Source organism: Streptomyces sp. M2CJ-2, from assembly GCF_016757295.1.
Classification (GTDB): domain Bacteria; phylum Actinomycetota; class Actinomycetes; order Streptomycetales; family Streptomycetaceae; genus Streptomyces.
This window is the reverse complement of record NZ_JAESIF010000017.1, coordinates 50,586-70,510: the sequence shown is the minus strand read 5'-3', so window position 1 is coordinate 70,510 and position 19,925 is coordinate 50,586. Positions and strand designations below refer to the sequence as shown.

The following is a 19,925-nucleotide window of genomic DNA, read 5'->3' as shown; positions in this document are numbered from 1 at the left end:
CCCGCACGGATCGCCGTCGGATCAGTTCGGCTGGGTGCTGCAGCAGGTGCTGCTGCTGCTCGTCAGGCTGACGATGGCGGCGCCGTGGGTCGCCGCGGTCGGCTGCAGGGCCTGGAGCTTGAGAACGGCCATGGATTCATCTCCTCGTGGTCTGGCGCTGGAACGCGCCGGCGGATCTGGGGCAGGTACCGGTCGATCGGCACGCCCGCAGTCAACGCCGCCCGGCCTGAACGCACATGCGAGATCGGCCCCCATATTTCCCGCCCGCCTCCCCCAGAAAACGGGTGCACCGCGCGGACGGCACGAAGTCGGCTCTCGCGGGTGAGGAGGTCCCGGAGGCACGGAGCCGGGCACTGCGGGAGGAAGAATGGACGGTATGGCCGACACCGACGTCCTGCGTGACCGTTTCGTGCGTGCTCTGGAGGGGGCCCGGGGTTCCGGGGGCGGGCCCGACCCTGTGCCGTATGCCGAGAACCTGATCGCCCGCTGGCAGGAGCCGCAGCGGCACTACCACACGCTCGCCCACCTCACCTCCGTGCTCGATCACGTCGACGAGCTGGAGGCGTACGCGGACGACCCGGACGTCGTGCGGCTCGCGGCCTGGTTCCACGACGCCGTGTACCTGCCCGACCGCTCCGAGAACGAGGAGCGGTCCGCGCGGCTCGCCGAGCGGGCGCTGGCCGAAGCCGGGGTTCCGGAGGCGAAGGTCGCCGAGGTGGCGCGGCTGGTGCGGCTCACCGTCACGCACGACCCGGCCGAGGACGACAGGGACGGTCAGGTGCTGTGCGACGCCGACCTGGCGATCCTCGCCTCGCCCCCGTCGGCGTACGCCGTCTACACCGCCGCCGTCCGCGCGGAGTACCACTTCGTTCCGGGCGACGCCTTCCGCGAGGGCCGGGCCGCCGTACTGCGCCAACTCCTCGCCCTTCCTCGCCTGTTCCGCACCCCTCACGGGCAGGAGCACTGGGAGGCCACCGCCCGGTACAACCTCGGCGGCGAGCTGGAAATGCTGTCGACCCCGGCGCCGCCGCCCTCATAGCCTGCCCCGCATGCGTGCCTCGGGAGCGGAACAGGTGGAGGAAGCCGTCGCGGACTGCGTGGCGGCGCTGGGAGCGGTCCAGGAGCGGGAGTGGGAGGGGGTACGGGCCGGGCGGCTGGAGTGGGACTGCCGTGCGACGGCGGTGCACATCGCCTCCGACCTCATCGCGTACGCGGGCCAGTTGGCCGGCCGCGCGCAGGGCGCGTACGTGCCCTTCGAGATCACTCCGGACGACGGCACCGACAACGCCGGTCTCCTGACCGTGATCGGGACGACCGGCGCCCTGCTCGCCGCCGCGATCCGCACCACCCCACGCGCGGTCCACGCCTTCCACCCGTACCCCTTCCGGCACGCGAACCGCGAGGGCTTCGCCGCGATGGGCGTGGCCGAGGTGCTGCTGCACACCCACGACATCACCGAGGGCCTGGACATACGGCACGAACCGCCCGCCGGGCTCGCCTCGTTCGTCCTCACCCGGATCTTCCCGCACGTCCAGCCGGGCCCCACCCCCTGGCAGACCCTGCTGTGGGCGACCGGCCGCGGCGGCCTGCCGGGGCGCGAGCCCGTCGGTCAGTGGCGCTGGAGCAACAATCCGGTGCTCCGCAGCGAGCGGCTCGACCTGGAGGGCGTCACGCCCGCGACCGTCGCCGACCTGAGTACGGGCGGCGACGGCGGCTACCGGTGGGTCGGTTCCGCTCCCGCCGACGGCACCCGGGTGGGGGCCGGATTGATGGTCAAGCAGTACGAGGAAGGCGTGTTCCACCCGGAGTGGACCATGTACGTGCTGGTGCGGCGGGCGGACGACCTCGCGGTGGGCGCGATGGGCTTCCACCGTGCTCCGGACGGGGACGGCCGCGTGGAGATCGGCTACGACCTCGTCGAGGGCGCCCGCGGTCACGGCTACGCCACCGAGGCACTGTGCGCGCTGTCGGCGTGGGCGCTCGCGCAGGACGGCGTGCGGACCGTCACCGCCGTCGTCGACCGCGCCAACGTGCCCTCGCAGAAGGTCGTCACCCGCGCCGGATTCACCCGGGTCGCCGAGAACACGGGTGGGAACGCGGGCGAGTACGTCTACGAACTCCGCCGCTGAACCACGCCGTCGCGCACCGTGCTCTTGCGCACCCGCAGCCCCGCCCCGTACAGCAGCCGCACCACCTCGCGGCTGCTGACCTCCAACGCCCCGGCGAGCACGACGTCCGGGTAGCGGTGCTCGGGGATGTCGTAGTGGTCGCGTTCGAAGGCGCGGCGGGGGACTCCGAGGGCGGCGGCGAAGGCGTGCAGTTCCTCGTAGGAGACGTCGCTGACCAGGTGGGACCAGAGTCGGCCGTGCCCCGGCCAGGTGGGCGGGTCGATGTACAGGGTCACGTCGAGGCCGCCCCGCCCAGCGAGCCGACCGCCGCGACCTTCACGCCCGCCAGGTGGCACACCCAGTGCGGATCGGGGCCGAGTTCCGGCTCCACCTCCAGCGCGTGCGGGTCGCCGGAGCCGCACACCGGGCACAGCGGCCAGCGGCCGTACCGCTCCAGCAGGGCGTCCTGCACGTCCTGGGCGATCAGACCGGCGACGAACCTGGCGCCCTCCGGCCACTGCTCGACCCACCAGCGGCGGTGCGCGACGGACTCCTCGACGAGCGAGACGACGTCCGCCTCGGCGACCTCGCGCGCGGCCAGGTCCGCGAGCACCAGCGCGCGGGCCGCGTGCAACGCCTGCTCCAGGGGGCTGACAGGGCCGACGGAGGTGTCGTCGGGATCGCCGGGATCGTCATGGGGGGCCATGCCCCCATTGTGCGCACCCTTGACCGCACCACCGAAACGAAAATATCTTTCAAGGGTGACCCAGGACGTGAAGGAAATTTTCGCTCCGCCCGCCCCCGCCGCCCTCGCGGCCAAGGTGCGCACGCTGGCTCCCTCGATGACCCGTTCCATGCAACGGGTCGCCGAGGCCGTCGCGGGCGACCCGGCCGGCTGCGCGGCCCTCACGGTCACCGGTCTCGCCGAGCTCACCGGCACCAGCGAGGCCACCGTCGTCCGCACCGCCCGCCTGCTCGGCTACCCCGGCTACCGCGACCTGCGGCTCGCCCTCGCCGGGCTCGCCGCCCAGCAGCAGTCCGGCCGCGCGCCCTCCATCACGACCGACATCGCGGTGGACGACCCCATCGCCGACGTCGTCGCCAAGCTCGCCTACGACGAGCAGCAGACCCTCGCCGACACCGCGGCCGGACTGGACACCGTCCAGCTCGGCGCGGCCGTCGCGGCGCTGGCCGGCGCCCGCCGGACGGACGTGTACGGCATCGGCGCCTCCGGCCTGGTCGCCCAGGACCTCACCCAGAAGCTGCTGCGCATAGGTCTGATAGCCCACGCCCCCAGCGACCCGCACCTCGCCGTCACCAACGCGGTGCAGCTGCGCGCCGGTGACGTCGCCGTCGCCATCACGCACTCCGGGTCGACGGGGGACGTCATCGAACCGCTGCGGGTGGCCTTCGAGCGCGGGGCGACGACGATCGCGGTGACCGGCCGCCCGAACGGCCCCGTCACCCAGTACGCCGACCACGTACTGACCACGTCCACGGCCCGCGAGAGCGAGCTGCGCCCGGCCGCGATGTCGTCCCGGACCAGTCAACTCCTGGTGGTGGACTGCCTGTTCGTCGGCATCGCCCAGCGCACCTACGAGTCGGCGGCCCCGGCCCTGTCCGCTTCGTACGAGGCCCTGGCCCACCGCCACCGGAGCGGCCCGCGGTAGCGGACCAGGGCTCGGGGGGACGCAGCGGGGCCGAGCACGCCCACCACGGTTCCGGCACCGGCCGGAGACACCGGACACAGACGCCGCACACAGATCACCGGACACAGACCACCGGAGAGAACCGTTCCATGACCCACACGTCCGAACCCCGCGGCCTCCGCGCCGAGTTGGAGACCCTGACCACCGAGGCGTTCCGTCCGGAGCTGGCGGACGTCGACCGGCTGCCCACCCTCGACATCGCCCGGTTGATGAACGGCGAGGACGCCACCGTGGCCGGTGCCGTGGCCGAGCAGCTTCCGCGGATCGCCGCCGCGATCGACGCCGTCGCCGACCGGATGGCCCGGGGCGGCCGGCTGGTCTACGCGGGCGCGGGCACCGCCGGCCGGCTGGGCATCCTGGACGCCTCCGAGTGCCCGCCGACCTTCAACACCGACCCCGCCAGGGTCGTCGGCCTGATCGCGGGCGGCCCCGGCGCCATGGTGACCTCGGTCGAGGGCGCAGAGGACTCGGCGGAGCTGGCCGCGTCCGACCTGGCCGCGCTGGGGCTGACCCCCGACGACTCGGTGGTCGGCGTCTCCGCCTCCGGGCGCACCCCGTACGCCGTCGGCGCCGTCACCCACGCCCGCGAGCGGGGCGCGCTGACCGTGGGTCTCGCCTGCAACCCGGGCAGCCCGCTCGCCGCGGCGGCCGAGCACGGCGTCGAGGTGGTCGTCGGCCCGGAACTCCTCACCGGCTCCACCCGCCTCAAGGCCGGCACCGCCCAGAAACTCGTCCTGAACATGATCTCGACGATCACGATGATCAGGCTGGGCAAGACGTACGGGAACCTGATGGTCGACGTCCGCGCCTCCAACGAGAAGCTGCGCGCCCGCTCCCGCCGTATCGTCGCCCTCGCGACCGGCGCGGCGGACGCCGACATCGAGCGCGCCCTGGCCGCCACGGACGGCGAGGTCAAGCACGCCATCCTGGTCCTGCTCGCCGACGTGGACGGCCCGACGGCCACCCGCCTGCTGACCGAGGCGGGCGGCCACCTGCGCGTGGCGCTGGCGGCTGCGGCCGGCCGGCCGTGACGGCTGGGATACTGGCCCCACCCCCCACACGGAGACGAAGCACATGAACCACGCGCAGCTCACCGCCCTGGGCCGCGCCCTGCGCGTCCTCGGCGAGCACGGCGAGGCGCTGACCGCCGACACGCCGGACGCCAGGCTGCACGAGGTGCGGGCCGACCTGAAGCGCGCGCTGGACCGGCTGGAGGAGAGCGTCGAGACGGCCGCGCCCAGCACCCGCTGCCCCGAGCACCCGACCGGTCCGGTCGACGAGAGCGCCCCCGACCTGTGCCTGCTGTGCGAGACCCGGCGCCGCACCGCCCGCCGCGCCGAGTTCAACGGGCCGGCACCCCACCAGCCGCCCACCGAGCCCGTCCCGTCCCGGTACGGGATGCACGGCGACCGCCCCCGGCCGCAGCAACGCTGGCTGCCGGAGCTGTGGAACGGTCAGGCGTGGCAGCTGTGCGGCACCCCGCGCCGGGACCGGCGCGAGGCCGAGCTGTACGTCGCGGCACAGCGGCGCGGGCCCCGGCCCGCCATGGCGTACCGGGTGGTGCACGAGTTCACCGACTACGAGGTGCTGCGCGTGTGGGGGGTGCCGGTCCGGGCCGACATCGAGCCGTTGGGCGGCCCGTAGCCGCCGGGGCCCACAGCTCAGCTCAGTGTCCGCAGCGACGCCGCGTCGTACGGCTCGAACTCGTCGCGCTCCAGCCGGTCGAGCAGGTTGTCGAGGCTACCCGGTTCGGCACCGACCGTGACGGCGGGCCTGCCGGTCAGCTTCTTCGTCCAGCCAGTCAGATTCAGCTTGTGCTTGCGAGGAACCCCGGGGCTTCAGCCCCGGGAGGAATCGCATCCTCGTGGATCGCGGCGTGCAGCGCCGCGGTATCGCTGTGTCCATCCGGCCGTGGAGCGGCCGGGTCCCGCCCACGGGCGCGGTGAGGCGGCCCCGGTCATGCCGGATTTCACCCGATGGGGTGGCCGGTGGGGAACGCGTGGTGCGGCATCGTGCGGGTGTCTACGATCGGTGATCGTGAAGCTGGTGGTGCAGGTCAGGCTGCTGCCGACGCCCGTGCAGGCGGCGGCACTGGAGGCGACCCTGCGGGCCTGCAACGAGGCCGCCACCTGGGTCAGCGAGGTCGCCTTCGAGAAGGATGTGCAGAACAACTTCGCGCTGCGCCAGCACACCTACCACCAGATCAAGGCCCGGTGGAACCTGGGTGCCCAGGCCGCCCAGCACGTGATCAAGAAGACCTGCGACGCGTACGCGACGCTGCGGGCGAACCTGAAAGCCGGAAATCTGGGCCGACCGGGCTCGCCACGCTACCGGCGGGCCACGCAGAAGCCGATCGCTTTCCGGCCGACGGGTGCCCAGCCCTACGACGACCGGATGCTGTCCTGGCAGACCGACCGGCGCAGAGTGTCGATCTGGACGACTTCCGGGCGGGTGAAGGACGTGGCGTTCACCGCCTCACCGGAGCAGCTGGCCACCCTCGCCCTCTACCGCAGGGGCGAGTCCGACCTGCTGGTGCGGGACGGTATGTGGTTTTTGAACGCCACCTGCGAGGTGCCCGAGGCGCCGCTGAACACGGAGCCGGTGGACTTCCTCGGCATCGACCTGGGCATCGTCAACATCGCCACCACCTCGGACGGCGAGATCATGGCCGGCCGGGAACTCAACCGCATCCGCACCCGGGAACGCGAGCTGCGCACCAAACTGCAGCAGAAGAACACCCCGTCCGCCCGGCGCCGGCTGAAGAGGCGCCGCGGCAAGGAGGCCCGGCGGGCGAAGGACATCAACCACAAGATCGCGAAACGTGTGGTGGCCGAGGCAGAACGCACCGGCCGCGGGATCGCCCTGGAGGACCTGACGGGCATCCGCGGACGGGTACGGCTTCGCAGGCCCCAACGGGCCACCCACTCCAGCTGGGCCTTCGCCCAGCTGGGGACGTTCATCGCGTACAAGGCCCGCCGGGCGGGGGTACCGGTGGTGCACGTCGATCCGGCGTACACCTCCCGCACCTGTGCCGAGTGCGGGCACCTCGACCAGGCGAACCGGGTCTCACAGGCCCGGTTCGCCTGCCGGTCCTGCGGATTCGTTGATCACGCGGACCGGAACAGCTCCCGCAACATCCGCGCCCGGGCGTGGGAGTTGTGGCGACGCGGGGCCCCGTCAACGGCCCCCGCCTCGCTCCCGCGCCAGCGGGACGGGGCTGGACGCAAACGCAGCATCACAGCCAGTGATGCCCGTTGTGCAAGCCCGTCGCTTTAGCGACGGGCAGTTGACGTCCGAGCCCTCGAACTCCGGCCGCCACGAGCGGGGCGAGGATCGCCTCCAGTTCCTCGGGGGTCTCGGCGAGACGGGAGTCGTAGGCGTCCTGCTTCCACTGGGAGTACCGGAAGAGGACCGGGAACCCGGGCGAGCCCCACTCATGAAACCGCAGAAACGCGGAAACCCGGAAACCCGGAAACGCCCGAGGGCGGCACCCCCTGTCGGAAACAGGGAGTGCCGCCCTCGGCACTGACGGACCGGGTCCGAACCTGAGGTGAGTCAGGCTCAGAAGTCCATGTCACCGCCCGGCATGCCGCCCGGAGCGGCCGCGGCGGCCTTCTCCGGCTTGTCGGCGATGACGGCCTCGGTGGTGAGGAACAGCGCGGCGATCGACGCGGCGTTCTGCAGCGCGGAGCGCGTCACCTTGGCCGGGTCGATGATGCCTTCCTTGACCAGGTCGACGTAGTCGCCGGTCGCGGCGTTCAGGCCGTGACCCGGGGTCAGGTTGCGCACCTTCTCCACCACGACGCCGCCCTCGAGGCCGGCGTTGACGGCGATCTGCTTCAGCGGGGCCTCGAGCGCGAGCTTCACGGCGTTGGCGCCGGTCGCCTCGTCACCCTCGAGCTCCAGCTTCTCGAACACCTGGGAGGCCTGGAGCAGGGCCACGCCACCACCGGCGACGATGCCCTCCTCGACGGCCGCCTTCGCGTTGCGAACGGCGTCCTCGATGCGGTGCTTGCGCTCCTTGAGCTCGACCTCGGTGGCGGCACCGGCCTTGATGACCGCGACACCGCCGGCGAGCTTCGCCAGGCGCTCCTGCAGCTTCTCGCGGTCGTAGTCCGAGTCGCTGTTCTCGATCTCGGCGCGGATCTGGTTGACGCGGCCCTGGACCTGCTCCGAGGAGCCGGCACCGTCGACGATGGTGGTCTCGTCCTTGGTGATGACGACCTTGCGGGCCTTGCCGAGCAGCTCGAGGCCGGTGTTCTCCAGCTTGAGGCCGACCTCTTCGGAGATGACCTCGCCGCCCGTGAGGATGGCGATGTCGTTCAGCATCGCCTTGCGGCGGTCGCCGAAGCCCGGGGCCTTGACGGCGACGGACTTGAAGGTGCCGCGGATCTTGTTGACCACCAGGGTCGACAGGGCCTCGCCCTCGACGTCCTCGGCGATGATCAGCAGCGGCTTGCCCGACTGCATGACCTTCTCCAGGAGCGGCAGCAGGTCCTTGACGTTGCCGATCTTGGAGTTGGCGATCAGGATGTACGGGTCGTCGAGCGACGCCTCCATACGCTCCATGTCGGTGGCGAAGTACGCCGAGATGTAGCCCTTGTCGAAGCGCATACCCTCGGTGAGCTCCAGCTCCAGACCGAAGGTCTGGGACTCCTCGACGGTGATGACGCCTTCCTTGCCGACCTTGTCCATGGCCTCGGCGATGAGCTCGCCGATCTGGGTGTCGGCGGCGGAGATGGAGGCCGTGGAGGCGATCTGCTCCTTGGTCTCGACGTCCTTCGCCTGCTCCAGCAGGGCACCGGAGACGGCCTCGACGGCCTTCTCGATACCGCGCTTGAGGGCCATCGGGTTGGCGCCGGCGGCTACGTTGCGCAGGCCCTCCTTGACCAGGGCCTGGGCGAGGACGGTCGCGGTGGTCGTACCGTCACCGGCGACGTCGTCCGTCTTCTTGGCGACTTCCTTGACCAGCTCGGCGCCGATCTTCTCGTACGGGTCCTCGAGCTCGATCTCCTTGGCGATGGACACACCATCGTTGGTGATCGTGGGGGCGCCCCACTTCTTCTCGAGGACGACGTTGCGGCCCTTGGGGCCGAGCGTCACCTTGACGGCGTCCGCGAGCTGGTTCATGCCGCGCTCGAGGCCGCGCCGCGCCTCCTCGTCGAACGCGATGATCTTGGCCATGTGAAGTGGTCCCTCCAGGACTGGGGGTGATTACTTCGGACCGCGCCCGCGCCCGCGACGGACGGCTCACAGAACCGGTGGTTCCTTGCCCCACCGGCCTGCGGGCCTCACCGACCCGGTCCTTACGTTGTCACTCTCACCTTCAGAGTGCTAACGCCAATGATTAGCACTCGACCCACTCGAGTGCAAGGCGCTCCCGCGAAGCGGGACCGATGAGGGGTGGTGGTCGGGTGACGGGCGGGCGCAAGCGCCTCCGGGGGATCGCCCCGGGGAGTCAGCCGCGCGCGAACACCCCCGGGCGCCGGCCACCACCCGGTCCCCGGCACGGCGAAGGGTCCGCACCCCGGGGGTGCGGACCCTTCGCCAGCAGGAAATTCTTGCGGTGGGTAGCGCGTTCAGGCGCTGAGACGAACCATGTCGGCCTGCGGGCCCTTCTGGCCCTGCGAGATCTCGAACTCGACCCGCTGGCCTTCTTCGAGGGTGCGGTAGCCGTCCATCTGGATCGCGCTGTAGTGGACGAAAACATCCGCACCACCGTCGACCGCGATGAAGCCGTACCCCTTCTCCGCGTTGAACCACTTGACGGTGCCCTGAGCCATGCCTAACTCCCCTATTACTGGCCCTTGCACAGATCCACACTTCGCGGATCCGGGTCAGACCTCACCCCCCGACGATCGGGGGCGTGCGCCGGAACGCGTCGACCGCGGCCGAATGTATCCGTCCAACTGCCCTCTGCAACAGGTCAATCGGACGAGAAATCTGGACGGCACCAGTCCGGAATGTGACGGGAATTCACCTGATTTCAGGGCAAGTCAGGCCGGGCAAAGCCCGCAAATGCCGCAGAAGTGGCCCAGACTTTGGCTGTATCCAGTCGGGTGTGCGGCAGGAATTGACGGTTCCAGAACGGGGAGTCGGGACCGCGTTCCCCAACCCTATCGCGCTCAACCCCATGGAATTGCCCCCTCCGCTTCTCTCGCGGAGGGGGCAACACGATGAACACCCGGTCACATCAATTACCGAGGGTAATGATCAACCGCCGGCGACGGCCGGGATGATCGACACACCGGCACCGTCCGGGGTCACCGTCTCCAGACCCTGCTCGAAACGGACGTCGTCGTCGTTGACGTAGACGTTGACGAAACGGCGCAGCTTGCCCTGGTCGTCCAGGACCCGGGCGGAGATCCCGGTGTGGTTCTTCTCCAGGTCGGCGATGACGTCGCCGAGGGTCGCCCCCTCGGCGTCCACCTCGGCCTTGCCGCCGGTGTAGGTGCGCAGGATGGTGGGGATGCGAACGGTCACGCTCATGCGACTCGACCTCCAGTGACGATGGGAATACTCTGCGTGTCGGCCGCCGGGTCGGCGGTGTCGGCCTGTGGAGCCGGTGCGGGACCTCGGCTCAGGTGCGTCCCGGGGGCGGTCGGCCGTGAGGCACGATGCCCGGCGGGCGACCGCCGGCCTCCTCGGGACCGGCGAGGAGGAGGTCAGGCGAGGCCGGCCTCTCGGAACGACTCGAGGTTGGGGCGGATGGTGGCGGTCAGGCCGGTGTCGGCCACCGCGTCCAGGGTCTTGAGGCCGTCGCCGGTGTTGAGGACGACGGTGGTCAGGGACGGGTCCAGGAGGCCGTTCTCGATCAGCTTCTTCGTGACGCCGACGGTCACACCGCCCGCGGTCTCGGCGAAGATGCCCTCGGTCCGGGCGAGCAGCCGGATGGCCTCCACGACCTGCTCGTCCGTCACGTCCTCCACCGCGCCGCCGGTGCGGCGCGCGATGTCCAGGACGTACGGGCCGTCGGCCGGGTTGCCGATGGCGAGCGACTTGGCGATGGTCTTCGGCTTCTGCGGCCGGACGACGTCGTGGCCCGCCTTGTACGCGGTCGACACCGGCGAGCAGCCCTCGGCCTGCGCGCCGAAGATCTTGTACGGCTTGTCCTCGACGAGGCCGAGCCGGATCAGTTCCTGCAGCCCCTTGTCGATCTTCGTGAGCTGCGAGCCGGAGGCTATGGGAACGACGAGCTGGTCGGGCAGCCGCCAGCCGAGCTGCTCGCAGATCTCGTACGCGAGGGTCTTGGAGCCCTCGGCGTAGTACGGCCGCAGGTTGACGTTGACGAAGCCCCAGCCCTCGCCGGCCGGGTCGCCGATCAGCTCGGAGCAGAAGCGGTTCACGTCGTCGTAGTTGCCCTCGATGCCGACGAGTTCACCGCCGTAGACGGCGGCCATGACGACCTTGCCCTGCTCCAGGTCGTGCGGGATGAACACGCAGGAGCGCAGGCCGGCGCGGGCGGCGGCGGCGCCGACGGCACCGGCGAGGTTGCCCGTGGAGGAGCAGGACAGGGTGGTGAAGCCGAAGGCGCGGGCGGCCTCCAGGGCCTGGGCGACGACCCGGTCCTTGAAGGAGTGGGTCGGGTTGCCGGAGTCGTCCTTGACGTACAGGCCGCCGGTGACGCCGAGTTCGCGGGCGAGGTTGTCGGCCTGGACGAGCTGGGTCCAGCCGGGGTTGATGTTCGGCTTGGTCGCCACGTCGGCGGGGACGGGCAGCAGGGGCGCGTAGCGCCAGATGTTCGCGGGGCCCGCCTCGATGCGCCGGCGGAGTTCCTCGGTGTCGTAGCCCGAGAAGTCGTAGGCGATCTCCAGCGGACCGAAACACTCCTCGCACGCGAAGACGGGTCCGAGGGGGACGCGGTGGCCGCATTCGCGGCAGGACAGCGCGGCGGCGGGGCCGAGATCGACGGAGGGCGCGGCTGATCCGTTGACGGATTCAGCGGTGGATCCGGTGGTGCTTGCGACGGTCTGCACAGCCATGTGAGGCGAGGCCCTTTCTCCTCATCTTCCTCACGACGTGTTTCGTCGTGAGACGGACTTGGCACCTTCCCTAGCCGGGAGCCTCGCGTGGACGATCAGCGATCAGCGTTCGGTGTTCCGCTGCGATCGTCGATCGACGGTGATCCACGAGAACCGGCTGGAGGGTTGCCGGGGCTTCATCGGGCCGTATCCCTCTGCCCCTCTGGATGAGCTGTATTCGGTTGTGTGTCATGCGGTTGTGCGCTCGCGCGCCGCGGACGCGAGGGGGGTCGTGACCCCCGGTGTGCAAGGGGCGTCCGCGTTGTTCAAGACTGTAACCGACGGCCAGGACGACAAAGAGTGCGCGTCCGAACCGCGAGATGGATCAACAGGTGTCAGGTGTATGGATCACAGAGGTGAGGAGCCGCAGACCGTGCTGGAAGAAGTCGAGCGCTGGCTGGCCGACCGCTCCTGGTCCGTGGCCGACCGCCCGCTGCACCGCGTCCTGGCCGCGAAGCGCGCCACGGGCCGGACGGTGAGCGTGGTGCTGCCCGCGCTCAACGAGGAGGCGACGGTCGGTGAGATCGTCGGGGTCGTCCGGCACGAGCTGATGCTCCGGGCCCCGCTGGTCGACGAGATCGTGGTCGTGGACTCCGGCTCGTCCGACCGCACGTCCGAGGTGGCCGCGGCGGCGGGCGCGACGGTGGTGCACCGGGACACGATCCTGCCCCGCCTCCCCGCCGTGCCCGGCAAGGGCGAGGTGCTGTGGCGCTCCCTGCTCGTCACCCGGGGGGACATCGTCTGCTTCGTCGACGCGGACCTCCGGGAGTTCTCCGCCGACTTCGTCTCCGGCATCGTCGGCCCACTGCTCACCGATCCGGACGTCCACCTGGTGAAGGCGATGTACGACCGTCCCTTCACGGTGTCCGGCGGGGGCACGGCCGGCACCGCCGCCACGGCCGGTCAGGGCGGCAGGGTCACGGAGCTGATGGCTCGCCCGCTGCTCAACATGCACTGGCCGCAGCTGGCCGGCTTCGTCCAGCCGCTCGGCGGCGAGTACGCGGCCCGGCGCTCGCTCCTGGAACGGCTGCCCTTCCCCGTCGGCTACGGCGTGGAGCTGGGCATGCTGGTCGACGCCCTGCACCTGGTGGGGCTGGACGCCCTCGCCCAGGTCGACGTCGGCGTCCGCAAGCACCGCCACCAGGACGGCCAGGCCCTCGGCCGCATGGCCGCCGCAATCTACCGCACCGCCCAGCTCCGCCTGGCCCGCGGCCACCTGATCCGCCCCGCGCTCACCCAGTTCGAACGCAACGGCGCCACCTTCGAGCCCCGCACCCACTCGGTGGACACCGAGGAACGCCCCCCGATGACGGAGATGGCCGAGTACCGGTCCCGCCGGGTGGCCTGAGCGCGCTCGCCGCGTGGCAAGAACTTCCGCCACGCGGCGTCAACGTGTGCGCCACGCCGCATGGGGCCCGTGACGCCAGGGCGCCTCTCATACCGTCGCATCGTGCGTTTGAGCGCATCAGCGACGGGCTAGGTTGAGGCGTGTGACTCCGCTCCCTGCCCGAAGGAAGGGGCTTCCAATCCAAGGATTGCGGTCCAGCCCGAACCGATCCCTTATGGGACAAAGGGAAAAATAGCATGGGCGAGGAGATCGAGTGAGGCGTATGGCTTCCATGCAGGGTGCTCGGGTGCTGGTCGCGTCGAATCGCGGCCCCGTTTCGTACACGGTGGAGGAGGACGGTTCGCTGCGGGCCAGTCGCGGTGGCGGCGGGCTGGTGTCCGGGCTGTCGGCGATCGGGCCGGACGCGGGGTCGCTGTGGGTGTGCTCGGCTCTGTCCGACGGCGACCGTGAGGCCGTGCGGCGCGGGGTCGGCGAGGACGGCGTGCGGATGCTGGACATCCCGGCGGACGTGCACGCCGACGCGTACAACGGCATCGCCAACTCGGTGCTGTGGTTCGTGCACCACATGCTGTACCAGACGCCGGTGGAGCCCGTCTTCGACGCGGAGTTCCGGCGGCAGTGGGCCTCCTACGAGGCCTACAACCGGGCCTTCGCCGAGGCGCTGGCCGAGGAGGCGGCGCGGGGGGCCGCGGTGGTGGTGCAGGACTACCACCTGACGCTCGTCCCGGGGCTGCTCCGGGAGCTCCGCCCCGACCTGCACATCGGCCACTTCTCGCACACGCCGTGGGCGCCGCCGGAGTACTTCGGGATGCTGCCCGACGACATCGCCGGGCAGGTGCTGCGCGGGATGCTGGGCGCGGACCGGCTCGGCTTCCTCACCCACCGCTGGGCGGACGCGTTCACCGCGTGCTGCGAGCGGTTCGCGGGCGGGCTCGGCGACACCCGGATCGGTGTGCACGGGCTGGGTGCCGACGCGGACTTCCTGCGCGGGCGCGCGCGGGAGGCGGACGTCGAGGAGCGGCTCGGCGTGCTGCGCGAGGAGATCGGCACGGCTCCCGACGGCACCGCGCGGCGGACGGTCGTCCGGGTCGACCGGACCGAGCTGTCGAAGAACATCGTGCGCGGTCTGCTGGCGTACCGGCAGCTCCTCGAGGACCACCCCGAGTGGCGCGAACGGGTGGTGCACCTCGCCTTCGCCTACCCGTCCCGGCAGGACCTCGCCGTGTACCGCGACTACACCGCCGAGGTGCGGCGGGTCGCCGAGGAGATCAACGAGCGGTACGGGACACCCGGCTGGCGTCCGGTCGTGCTGCACGTCAGGGACGACTTCGCGCGCTCGCTGGCCGCGTACCGGCTGGCCGACGTGGCGCTGGTCAACCCCATCCGGGACGGTATGAACCTGGTCGCCAAGGAGATCCCGATCCTCGCCGAGGGGGGCTGCGCGCTGGTGCTGTCCCGGGAGGCGGGCGCGCACGAGGAGCTGGGCGAGGACGCGATCACCGTCAACCCGTACGACGTGGTCGACACGGCGCGCGCCCTGCACGAGGCCCTCACGATGGGCCCGGCGGAACGGACCGAAGGCGCCAAGCGCCTGACCGCGGCGGCGACCGCGCTGCCGCCGGGACAGTGGTTCCTGGACCAGCTGAACGCCCTCCGCGAGGAGTCGTAGGCCGGGCGGGCCCCGGAGGGAACCGGCCCCGTACGGCCGGTCGGGGTGGCGTGCGGCGGGGTGGACGTGGATAGGTTGGCGGTATGGGCAGCCATACGGATTCCACGGACCCGAATGCCACGCACCCGAATGCCACGCACTCGAACACCGCCGGCCCGAACGTCGCGGAGCCCCTGCCGACGCCCGTCACGCGGGCCGGGCGGGAGGGGCTCGACGCTTTGCTCGCGCGGCCGGGGAAGGCGTTGATCGGTCTCGACTTCGACGGCACGCTCTCACCGATCGTGCCCGACCCGGAGCAGGCCCGCGCCCACCCGGAGGCGGTGCCGGCGCTCACCGCGCTCGCTCCGGAGGTGGCCTCCGTGGCGGTGATCACGGGTCGGCCTCCCGAGGTCGCGGTGCGCAACGGCGGCTTCGCGGGCGCCCCCGGTCTGGACCACCTCGTCGTCCTCGGCCACTACGGTGCCGAACGCTGGGACGCCGCCACCGGTGACATCACCGCGCCCGCCCCGCACCCCGGTGTCGCCGGTGTCCGCGCGGAACTGCCGGGGCTGCTCGACCGGGTCGGTGCCGACGAGGGCGTCCGGATCGAGGAGAAGGGCCGCGCGGTGGCCGTCCACACCCGCAGGGCCGCCGACCCCCGGGCCGCGTTCGAGGCGCTGCGCGGGCCGCTGACCGATCTGGCGGCCCGGCACGGCCTGGTCGTGGAGCCCGGCCGCATGGTCCTGGAGCTGCGTCCGCCGGGGATGGACAAGGGCGTGGCCCTGCTGGAGCACGCCCGCGAGATCGGCGCCGGATGCGTCCTCTACGCGGGGGACGACCTGGGTGACCTTCCCGCGTACGCCGCAGTCGAGGAGCTCCGCTCCGACGGCGTCCCCGGCCTGCTGGTGTGCAGCGGCAGCGACGAGGTCCCGGAGCTGAGGGAACGCGCGGACGTGGTGGTCGACGGCCCCGCCGGAGTCGTACGCCTGCTCCGGGCACTGGCGTCGTCCCTGCGGCCCGCCTGACCCGGCCTGTCCCCACGGGCGTGTCCCCCGGCGTCCGGCCCTGGGCGCGGGTCCGGCGTCTTGGCCCCGGGCTCGTCCGAGTGCGGCTCCCGGCACCCCGGCCCGCCGGGCGGGCGCGGCTCCGCTTCCCGGTGCCGCTCCGGTGTCCCCGGCCCGTCCGCCGGGCGCGGCTCCGGCGTCCCGGTCGGCCGCGTTCAGCGTTCCGCGCGGCGGGACTCGCGGACGCGTCTGAGCCGGTTCACCGTGACCGGGTCGTGGGCCAGGGCGCGGGGGTCGTCGAGCAGGGCGTTGAGGAGCTGGTAGTAGCGCACCGGGGCCAGGCCCAGCTCCTCGCGTATCGCCCGTTCCTTCACGCCGGGGCCGAGGAAGCCGCGGCGCTCCAGCGCGATGATGTCCTGCTCGCGCCGGGCCAGCCGTTCCTCATCCATGCCCCGACGGTAGCTCCTGCCGCTGACATCCGGTCACCGCCAAGGGCTGCGGGGGAGAGCCCTAGCGCGAGCTCTCCGCGCGCGTCGCGGTCGCCTGGAGGCCGCCCAGCACGCCCTTGGGGCTGCCGCCCGGGGCGACCGCCTTGCCGATCTGCTCCTTGATGGCCGCGTTGACCGCGGCCCAGGAGGTGTTGCCGACCGGGTAGAGCTCCGAGGTGGCCAGCTCGTCGAGGAAGGGCTCGAGGTCCTTGTCCCGCTCGGATCCCTCCATCGCCCGGGACGCGGAGCTGGTGACCGGCAGCAGGCTGTAGTCGCGGGAGAAGTCGAGCACGTTCTCCTCGCTGTAGACGAAGTCGAGGAACTCGCCGATCTCGTCGCCGTGGCCGTTCTTGTTGAAGGCCGTCATCCAGTCGGCGACCCCGAGCGTGGCCCGGCTCTCGCCGTCGATCCCCGGCGTCGGAACGGTGCCGAACTCCACGCCCTTCTTCTCGGCCATCTCGATCAGCGAGGGGTGGCCGTTCAGCATGCCGACGTCGCCGTCGGCGAAGGCGGCGAACGCTTCGGCGCGGTCGAGCTTTCCGGGTGCCACCGGGCCGGTCAGGCCCTTGCCGACCAGCTCGTCCTTCAGCCAGGCGACGGTCGCGGTGTTCTCCGCGGAGTCGAAGGTGTAGGAGCCCAGGGAGTCGACGTAGCCGCCGTTGCCGCTGAGCAGCCACTGCATGGTCTCGGCCTGTGCCTCCTCCGGGCCGAGGGGCAGCGCGTAGGGGTACTTCACGCCCTCCGCCTTGAGCGCCTCGGCGTTCGCCGCGAGGTCGTCCCAGGTCTTCGGCGGGGTGAGGCCGGCCTCCTCGAACAGGGTCTTGTTGTAGAACAGCACGCGCGTGGAGGAGGCGAACGGCATGCCGTACTGCACGCCGTTGACCTGGCCCGCGTTGGCCAACTGCGAGACGAAGTCGGCCTGGACGGGGATGGAGAGCACGTCGTCGGCCTTATGGAGCAGGCCCTGGGCGGCGTAGTCGGCGTAGGCGCCGATCTGGGCCATGTCCGGCGGGTTGCCCGCGTCGACCATCTTCTTGACCTCTCGGTCGACATCGTTCCAGGAGTGGACGCTGACGTCGATCCTCACGCCCGGGTGCTCGGTCTCGTACTGCTCCGTCAGGGCGGCCCAGTACTTCTCGGAGCTGTCGGCCTCGCCGGTGCCGTAGTCGGCGGCGACCAGTTTCAGCGTCACGTCGGAGGAGCCTTCGCCGACACCGCATCCGCTGAGGACTCCCGTCAGTCCCAGTGCGGACACCGCCGCGATCGTCCTTGCCAAGCCCCGCCGCTGCACTGCTTCTTTCCCCAACCCGGCGCTCCGCGCCATCCGTTCGAAAGTTTTCCGGTAGTCCGATAGTCGGAATAAGGTCTACACCACGTAAGTGGACTAGACCTCTTGTGGGCCCCGGGGCCACACTGTTCCACGTGAAACACGTCATCGCCCTCGATGTGGGCGGCACCGGGATGAAGGCCGCCCTGGTCGGAGCGGGCGGCGAGCTGCTGCACCGGGCCCGCCGCGCCACCGGCCGGGACCGCGGCCCGGACGCGGTCGTCGCCGGCATCCTCGGCTTCGCCGCCGAACTCCGCGCCCATGGCGTCGAGCGCTACGGCGAGCCCGCCTCCGCCGCCGGCCTCGCCGTTCCCGGCATCGTCGACGAGACGGAGGGCGTCGCCGTCTACTCCGCCAACCTCGGCTGGCGCGACGTCCCGCTGCGCGCGCTGCTCGCCCAGCGGCTCGGCGGCCTCCCCGTCGCCCTCGGCCACGACGTCCGCACCGGCGGGCTCGCCGAGGGCCGCGTCGGGGCGGGCCGGGGCGCCGACCGATTCCTGTTCGTCCCGCTGGGCACCGGCATCGCGGGTGCCATCGGCATCGACGGCCGGGTGGAGGCGGGAGCGCACGGCTTCGCCGGAGAGATCGGCCACATCGTCGTACGGCCCGGGGGCGCCCCCTGCCCGTGCGGTCAGCGCGGCTGCCTGGAGCGGTTCGCGTCCGCGGCGGCGGTCAGCGAAGCCTGGGCGGCGGCCTGCGGCGACCCGGGCGCGGACGCGGCCGACTGCGCCAAGGCCGTGGAGTCCGGCGACGCACGGGCCCGGGAGGTCTGGCAGGAGGCCGTCGACGCCCTCGCCGACGGGCTGGTCACCGCGCTCACCCTGCTGGACCCGCGCACCCTGATCATCGGTGGCGGGCTGGCCGAGGCGGGAGAAACCTTGTTCGCGCCGCTGCGGGAGGCGATCCGGCGGCGGGTCACCTTCCAGAAGCTGCCGTCCCTGGTCCCGGCCGCCCTCGGGGACACCGCCGGGTGTCTGGGCGCGGGACTCCTCGCCTGGGACCTCCTCGAGACCACCGCCACCACCACTGTCACCGCCACCACCGCCCCCTCGGACGACTCCTCGGAGGTAACCGCCTGATGGCCCCCACGAAGGTTCTCACCGGTGCCCGGGTGGTACTGCCCACCGGGACCGTGGACGACGGCCGCGTGATCGTCGACGGCACGCGCATCGTCGCCACGGCCCCCGCGAACGCCTCCTCCGGCACTCCTGAAAGCGTCACCGAAACGCTCGACCTGACCGGTCACTGGCTGGTCCCCGGCTTCGTCGACCTCCACAACCACGGCGGCGGCGGCGCGTCCTTCACCTCCGGAACGGTCGACGACGTCCTCGAGGGCATCCACACCCACCGCCTGCACGGCACCACCACCCTGGTCGCCTCGACCGTCACCGGCGACCTGGACTTCCTCGCCCGGCGCGCGGGCCTGCTGGCGGAACTGGCCGAGCAGGGCGACATCGCCGGCATCCACTTCGAGGGGCCGTTCATCTCACCGTGCCGCAAGGGCGCGCACTCCGAGGAACTGCTGCGCGACCCCGACCCGGCGGAGGTCCGCAAGCTGCTCGACGCGGCGCACGGCCACGCGAAGATGGTCACCCTCGCCACCGAGCTGCCCGGCGGCCTCGACTCCGTACGCCTGCTGGCCGAGCACGGCGTGATCGCGGCCGTCGGCCACACCGACGCGACGTACGAGCAGACCGTGGCGGCCGTCGACGCGGGCGCCACGGTCGCCACCCACCTGTTCAACGCGATGCCGGCGCTCGGCCACCGCGCCCCCGGCCCGGTCACCGCCCTCCTGGAGGACGAGCGGGTCACGGTCGAGCTGATCAACGACGGTACGCATCTGCACCCGGCCGCCCTCCGGCTGGCGTTCCGTCACGCGGGCCCCGAGCGGGTGGCGTTCATCACGGACGCGATGGACGCGGCCGGTTTCGGCGACGGCCGCTACATGCTCGGCCCGCTGGAGGTGGACGTCGAGGACGGCGTGGCCCGTCTGGTGGAGGGCGGCACCATCGCGGGCTCGACGCTCACCCTGGACCGTGCGCTGAAGCGTGCGGTGACCGTCGACGGGCTGCCCGTCGAGCACGCGGTCGCCGCCCTGTCCGCCAACCCGGCCCGGCTGCTGGGCATGGACGACAGGATCGGCTCCCTGGAACCCGGCAAGGACGCCGACCTGGTGGTCCTCGACGCGGAGTTCACCCTCAAGGGCGTGATGCGCCGGGGCGAGTGGGTGGTCGATCCCCGACTGGGCTGATCCGTCCGCCGGTCGGGAACC

20 protein-coding genes, 2 pseudogenes and 1 riboswitch are annotated in these 19,925 nt (G+C 71.7%); of the genes and pseudogenes, 11 read left to right on the top strand and 11 right to left on the bottom strand.

The window, feature by feature from the left end; translation table 11 throughout:
* Window positions 1–21: 21 nt before the first annotated feature.
* Window positions 22–132, bottom strand: coding sequence for a class III lanthipeptide (locus tag JL475_RS15960; protein ID WP_202278364.1), 111 nt, complete (start codon window positions 130–132; stop codon window positions 22–24).
* 244 nt (window positions 133–376) lie between these two features.
* Here JL475_RS15960 and JL475_RS15955 point away from each other — a divergent pair, with 244 nt between their 5' ends.
* Together JL475_RS15955 and JL475_RS15950 are read left to right on the top strand one after the other, a co-directional pair.
* Window positions 377–1,039, top strand: a complete 663-nt coding sequence (locus tag JL475_RS15955) for a hypothetical protein (protein ID WP_202278363.1) — start codon at window positions 377–379, stop codon at window positions 1,037–1,039.
* A gap of 34 nt (window positions 1,040–1,073) precedes the next feature.
* On the top strand, window positions 1,074–2,129 hold the full coding sequence (locus tag JL475_RS15950; RefSeq protein ID WP_202278420.1) for a GNAT family N-acetyltransferase: 1,056 nt from the start codon (window positions 1,074–1,076) through the stop codon (window positions 2,127–2,129).
* Here the strand turns inward: JL475_RS15950 and JL475_RS15945 are convergent.
* Together JL475_RS15945 and JL475_RS15940 are read right to left on the bottom strand one after the other, a co-directional pair.
* Window positions 2,111–2,404: a DUF4031 domain-containing protein gene (locus tag JL475_RS15945; RefSeq protein WP_202278362.1), complete on the bottom strand. Its 294-nt coding sequence runs from the start codon at window positions 2,402–2,404 to the stop codon at window positions 2,111–2,113. The two genes, JL475_RS15950 and JL475_RS15945, sit on opposite strands and share 19 nt — an antisense overlap.
* Window positions 2,401–2,814 (bottom strand): hypothetical protein, encoded by a 414-nt coding sequence (locus tag JL475_RS15940; RefSeq protein ID WP_202278361.1) that lies wholly within the window; start codon window positions 2,812–2,814, stop codon window positions 2,401–2,403. The genes JL475_RS15945 and JL475_RS15940 overlap by 4 nt, the downstream gene beginning before the upstream one ends.
* Window positions 2,815–2,869: 55 nt before the next feature.
* Here JL475_RS15940 and JL475_RS15935 point away from each other — a divergent pair, with 55 nt between their 5' ends.
* The 3 genes from JL475_RS15935 to JL475_RS15925 all read left to right on the top strand — a co-directional run bounded on the left by JL475_RS15935 (window position 2,870) and on the right by JL475_RS15925 (window position 5,461).
* Window positions 2,870–3,778, top strand: a complete 909-nt coding sequence (locus JL475_RS15935) for a MurR/RpiR family transcriptional regulator (RefSeq protein ID WP_202278360.1) — start codon at window positions 2,870–2,872, stop codon at window positions 3,776–3,778.
* A 128-nt stretch (window positions 3,779–3,906) separates the two neighbouring features.
* Window positions 3,907–4,848, top strand: coding sequence for an N-acetylmuramic acid 6-phosphate etherase (murQ, locus tag JL475_RS15930; RefSeq protein WP_202278359.1), 942 nt, complete (start codon window positions 3,907–3,909; stop codon window positions 4,846–4,848).
* Window positions 4,849–4,891: 43 nt separating this feature from the next.
* Window positions 4,892–5,461 carry a hypothetical protein gene (locus tag JL475_RS15925; protein WP_202278358.1) on the top strand — a complete coding sequence of 190 codons (570 nt, stop codon included), beginning with the start codon at window positions 4,892–4,894 and terminating at the stop codon, window positions 5,459–5,461.
* Between the two features lie 53 nt (window positions 5,462–5,514).
* Here JL475_RS15925 and JL475_RS40005 read toward each other — a convergent pair.
* Window positions 5,515–5,628 (bottom strand): annotated as a pseudogene (locus tag JL475_RS40005) (12-oxophytodienoate reductase); the annotation flags it as partial.
* A gap of 226 nt (window positions 5,629–5,854) precedes the next feature.
* Between JL475_RS40005 and JL475_RS15920 the strand changes: the two are divergent.
* Window positions 5,855–7,093 (top strand): RNA-guided endonuclease TnpB family protein, encoded by a 1,239-nt coding sequence (locus JL475_RS15920; RefSeq protein WP_202278357.1) that lies wholly within the window; start codon window positions 5,855–5,857, stop codon window positions 7,091–7,093.
* A gap of 43 nt (window positions 7,094–7,136) precedes the next feature.
* Here the strand turns inward: JL475_RS15920 and JL475_RS40000 are convergent.
* The 5 genes and pseudogenes from JL475_RS40000 to thrC all read right to left on the bottom strand — a co-directional run.
* A pseudogene (locus tag JL475_RS40000) lies at window positions 7,137–7,244 on the bottom strand (NADH:flavin oxidoreductase/NADH oxidase); the annotation flags it as partial.
* Between the two features lie 134 nt (window positions 7,245–7,378).
* A complete protein-coding gene (gene groL, locus JL475_RS15915) occupies window positions 7,379–9,001 on the bottom strand; it encodes a chaperonin GroEL (protein ID WP_202278356.1) in 1,623 nt (540 codons plus the stop codon).
* Window positions 9,002–9,396: 395 nt separating this feature from the next.
* Window positions 9,397–9,600, bottom strand: coding sequence for a cold-shock protein (locus JL475_RS15910; RefSeq protein WP_004929928.1), 204 nt, complete (start codon window positions 9,598–9,600; stop codon window positions 9,397–9,399).
* A 430-nt stretch (window positions 9,601–10,030) separates the two neighbouring features.
* Window positions 10,031–10,306, bottom strand: coding sequence for a ubiquitin-like small modifier protein 1 (locus JL475_RS15905; protein ID WP_202278355.1), 276 nt, complete (start codon window positions 10,304–10,306; stop codon window positions 10,031–10,033).
* Window positions 10,307–10,482: 176 nt separating this feature from the next.
* Window positions 10,483–11,799 carry a threonine synthase gene (gene thrC, locus JL475_RS15900; protein ID WP_202278354.1) on the bottom strand — a complete coding sequence of 439 codons (1,317 nt, stop codon included), beginning with the start codon at window positions 11,797–11,799 and terminating at the stop codon, window positions 10,483–10,485.
* Window positions 11,800–11,817: 18 nt separating this feature from the next.
* Window positions 11,818–12,012, bottom strand: a riboswitch (SAM riboswitch).
* Window positions 12,013–12,211: 199 nt separating this feature from the next.
* Between thrC and JL475_RS15895 the strand changes: the two genes are divergently transcribed.
* The 3 genes from JL475_RS15895 (at window position 12,212) to otsB (ending at window position 15,859) form a co-directional block, all read left to right on the top strand.
* Entirely contained in the window at window positions 12,212–13,186 is a 975-nt protein-coding gene (locus JL475_RS15895) for a glucosyl-3-phosphoglycerate synthase (protein WP_202278419.1), read from the top strand.
* Window positions 13,187–13,448: 262 nt separating this feature from the next.
* Window positions 13,449–14,855, top strand: a complete 1,407-nt coding sequence (locus JL475_RS15890; RefSeq protein WP_202278353.1) for a trehalose-6-phosphate synthase — start codon at window positions 13,449–13,451, stop codon at window positions 14,853–14,855.
* A gap of 83 nt (window positions 14,856–14,938) precedes the next feature.
* A complete protein-coding gene (gene otsB, locus JL475_RS15885) occupies window positions 14,939–15,859 on the top strand; it encodes a trehalose-phosphatase (protein WP_202278352.1) in 921 nt (306 codons plus the stop codon).
* 194 nt (window positions 15,860–16,053) lie between these two features.
* Here otsB and JL475_RS15880 read toward each other — a convergent pair whose 3' ends face one another.
* Together JL475_RS15880 and JL475_RS15875 are read right to left on the bottom strand one after the other, a co-directional pair.
* Complete coding sequence (locus JL475_RS15880) at window positions 16,054–16,287, bottom strand: DUF3263 domain-containing protein (RefSeq protein ID WP_202278351.1); 234 nt, start codon at window positions 16,285–16,287, stop codon at window positions 16,054–16,056.
* Between the two features lie 61 nt (window positions 16,288–16,348).
* Window positions 16,349–17,617 carry an extracellular solute-binding protein gene (locus tag JL475_RS15875; RefSeq protein WP_202278418.1) on the bottom strand — a complete coding sequence of 423 codons (1,269 nt, stop codon included), beginning with the start codon at window positions 17,615–17,617 and terminating at the stop codon, window positions 16,349–16,351.
* A 131-nt stretch (window positions 17,618–17,748) separates the two neighbouring features.
* Here JL475_RS15875 and JL475_RS15870 point away from each other — a divergent pair, with 131 nt between their 5' ends.
* Window positions 17,749–18,732: an ROK family protein gene (locus JL475_RS15870; protein WP_202278350.1), complete on the top strand. Its 984-nt coding sequence runs from the start codon at window positions 17,749–17,751 to the stop codon at window positions 18,730–18,732.
* A complete protein-coding gene (nagA, locus tag JL475_RS15865; protein ID WP_202278349.1) occupies window positions 18,732–19,904 on the top strand; it encodes an N-acetylglucosamine-6-phosphate deacetylase in 1,173 nt (390 codons plus the stop codon). The genes JL475_RS15870 and nagA overlap by 1 nt, the downstream gene beginning before the upstream one ends.
* Window positions 19,905–19,925 lie beyond the last annotated feature (21 nt).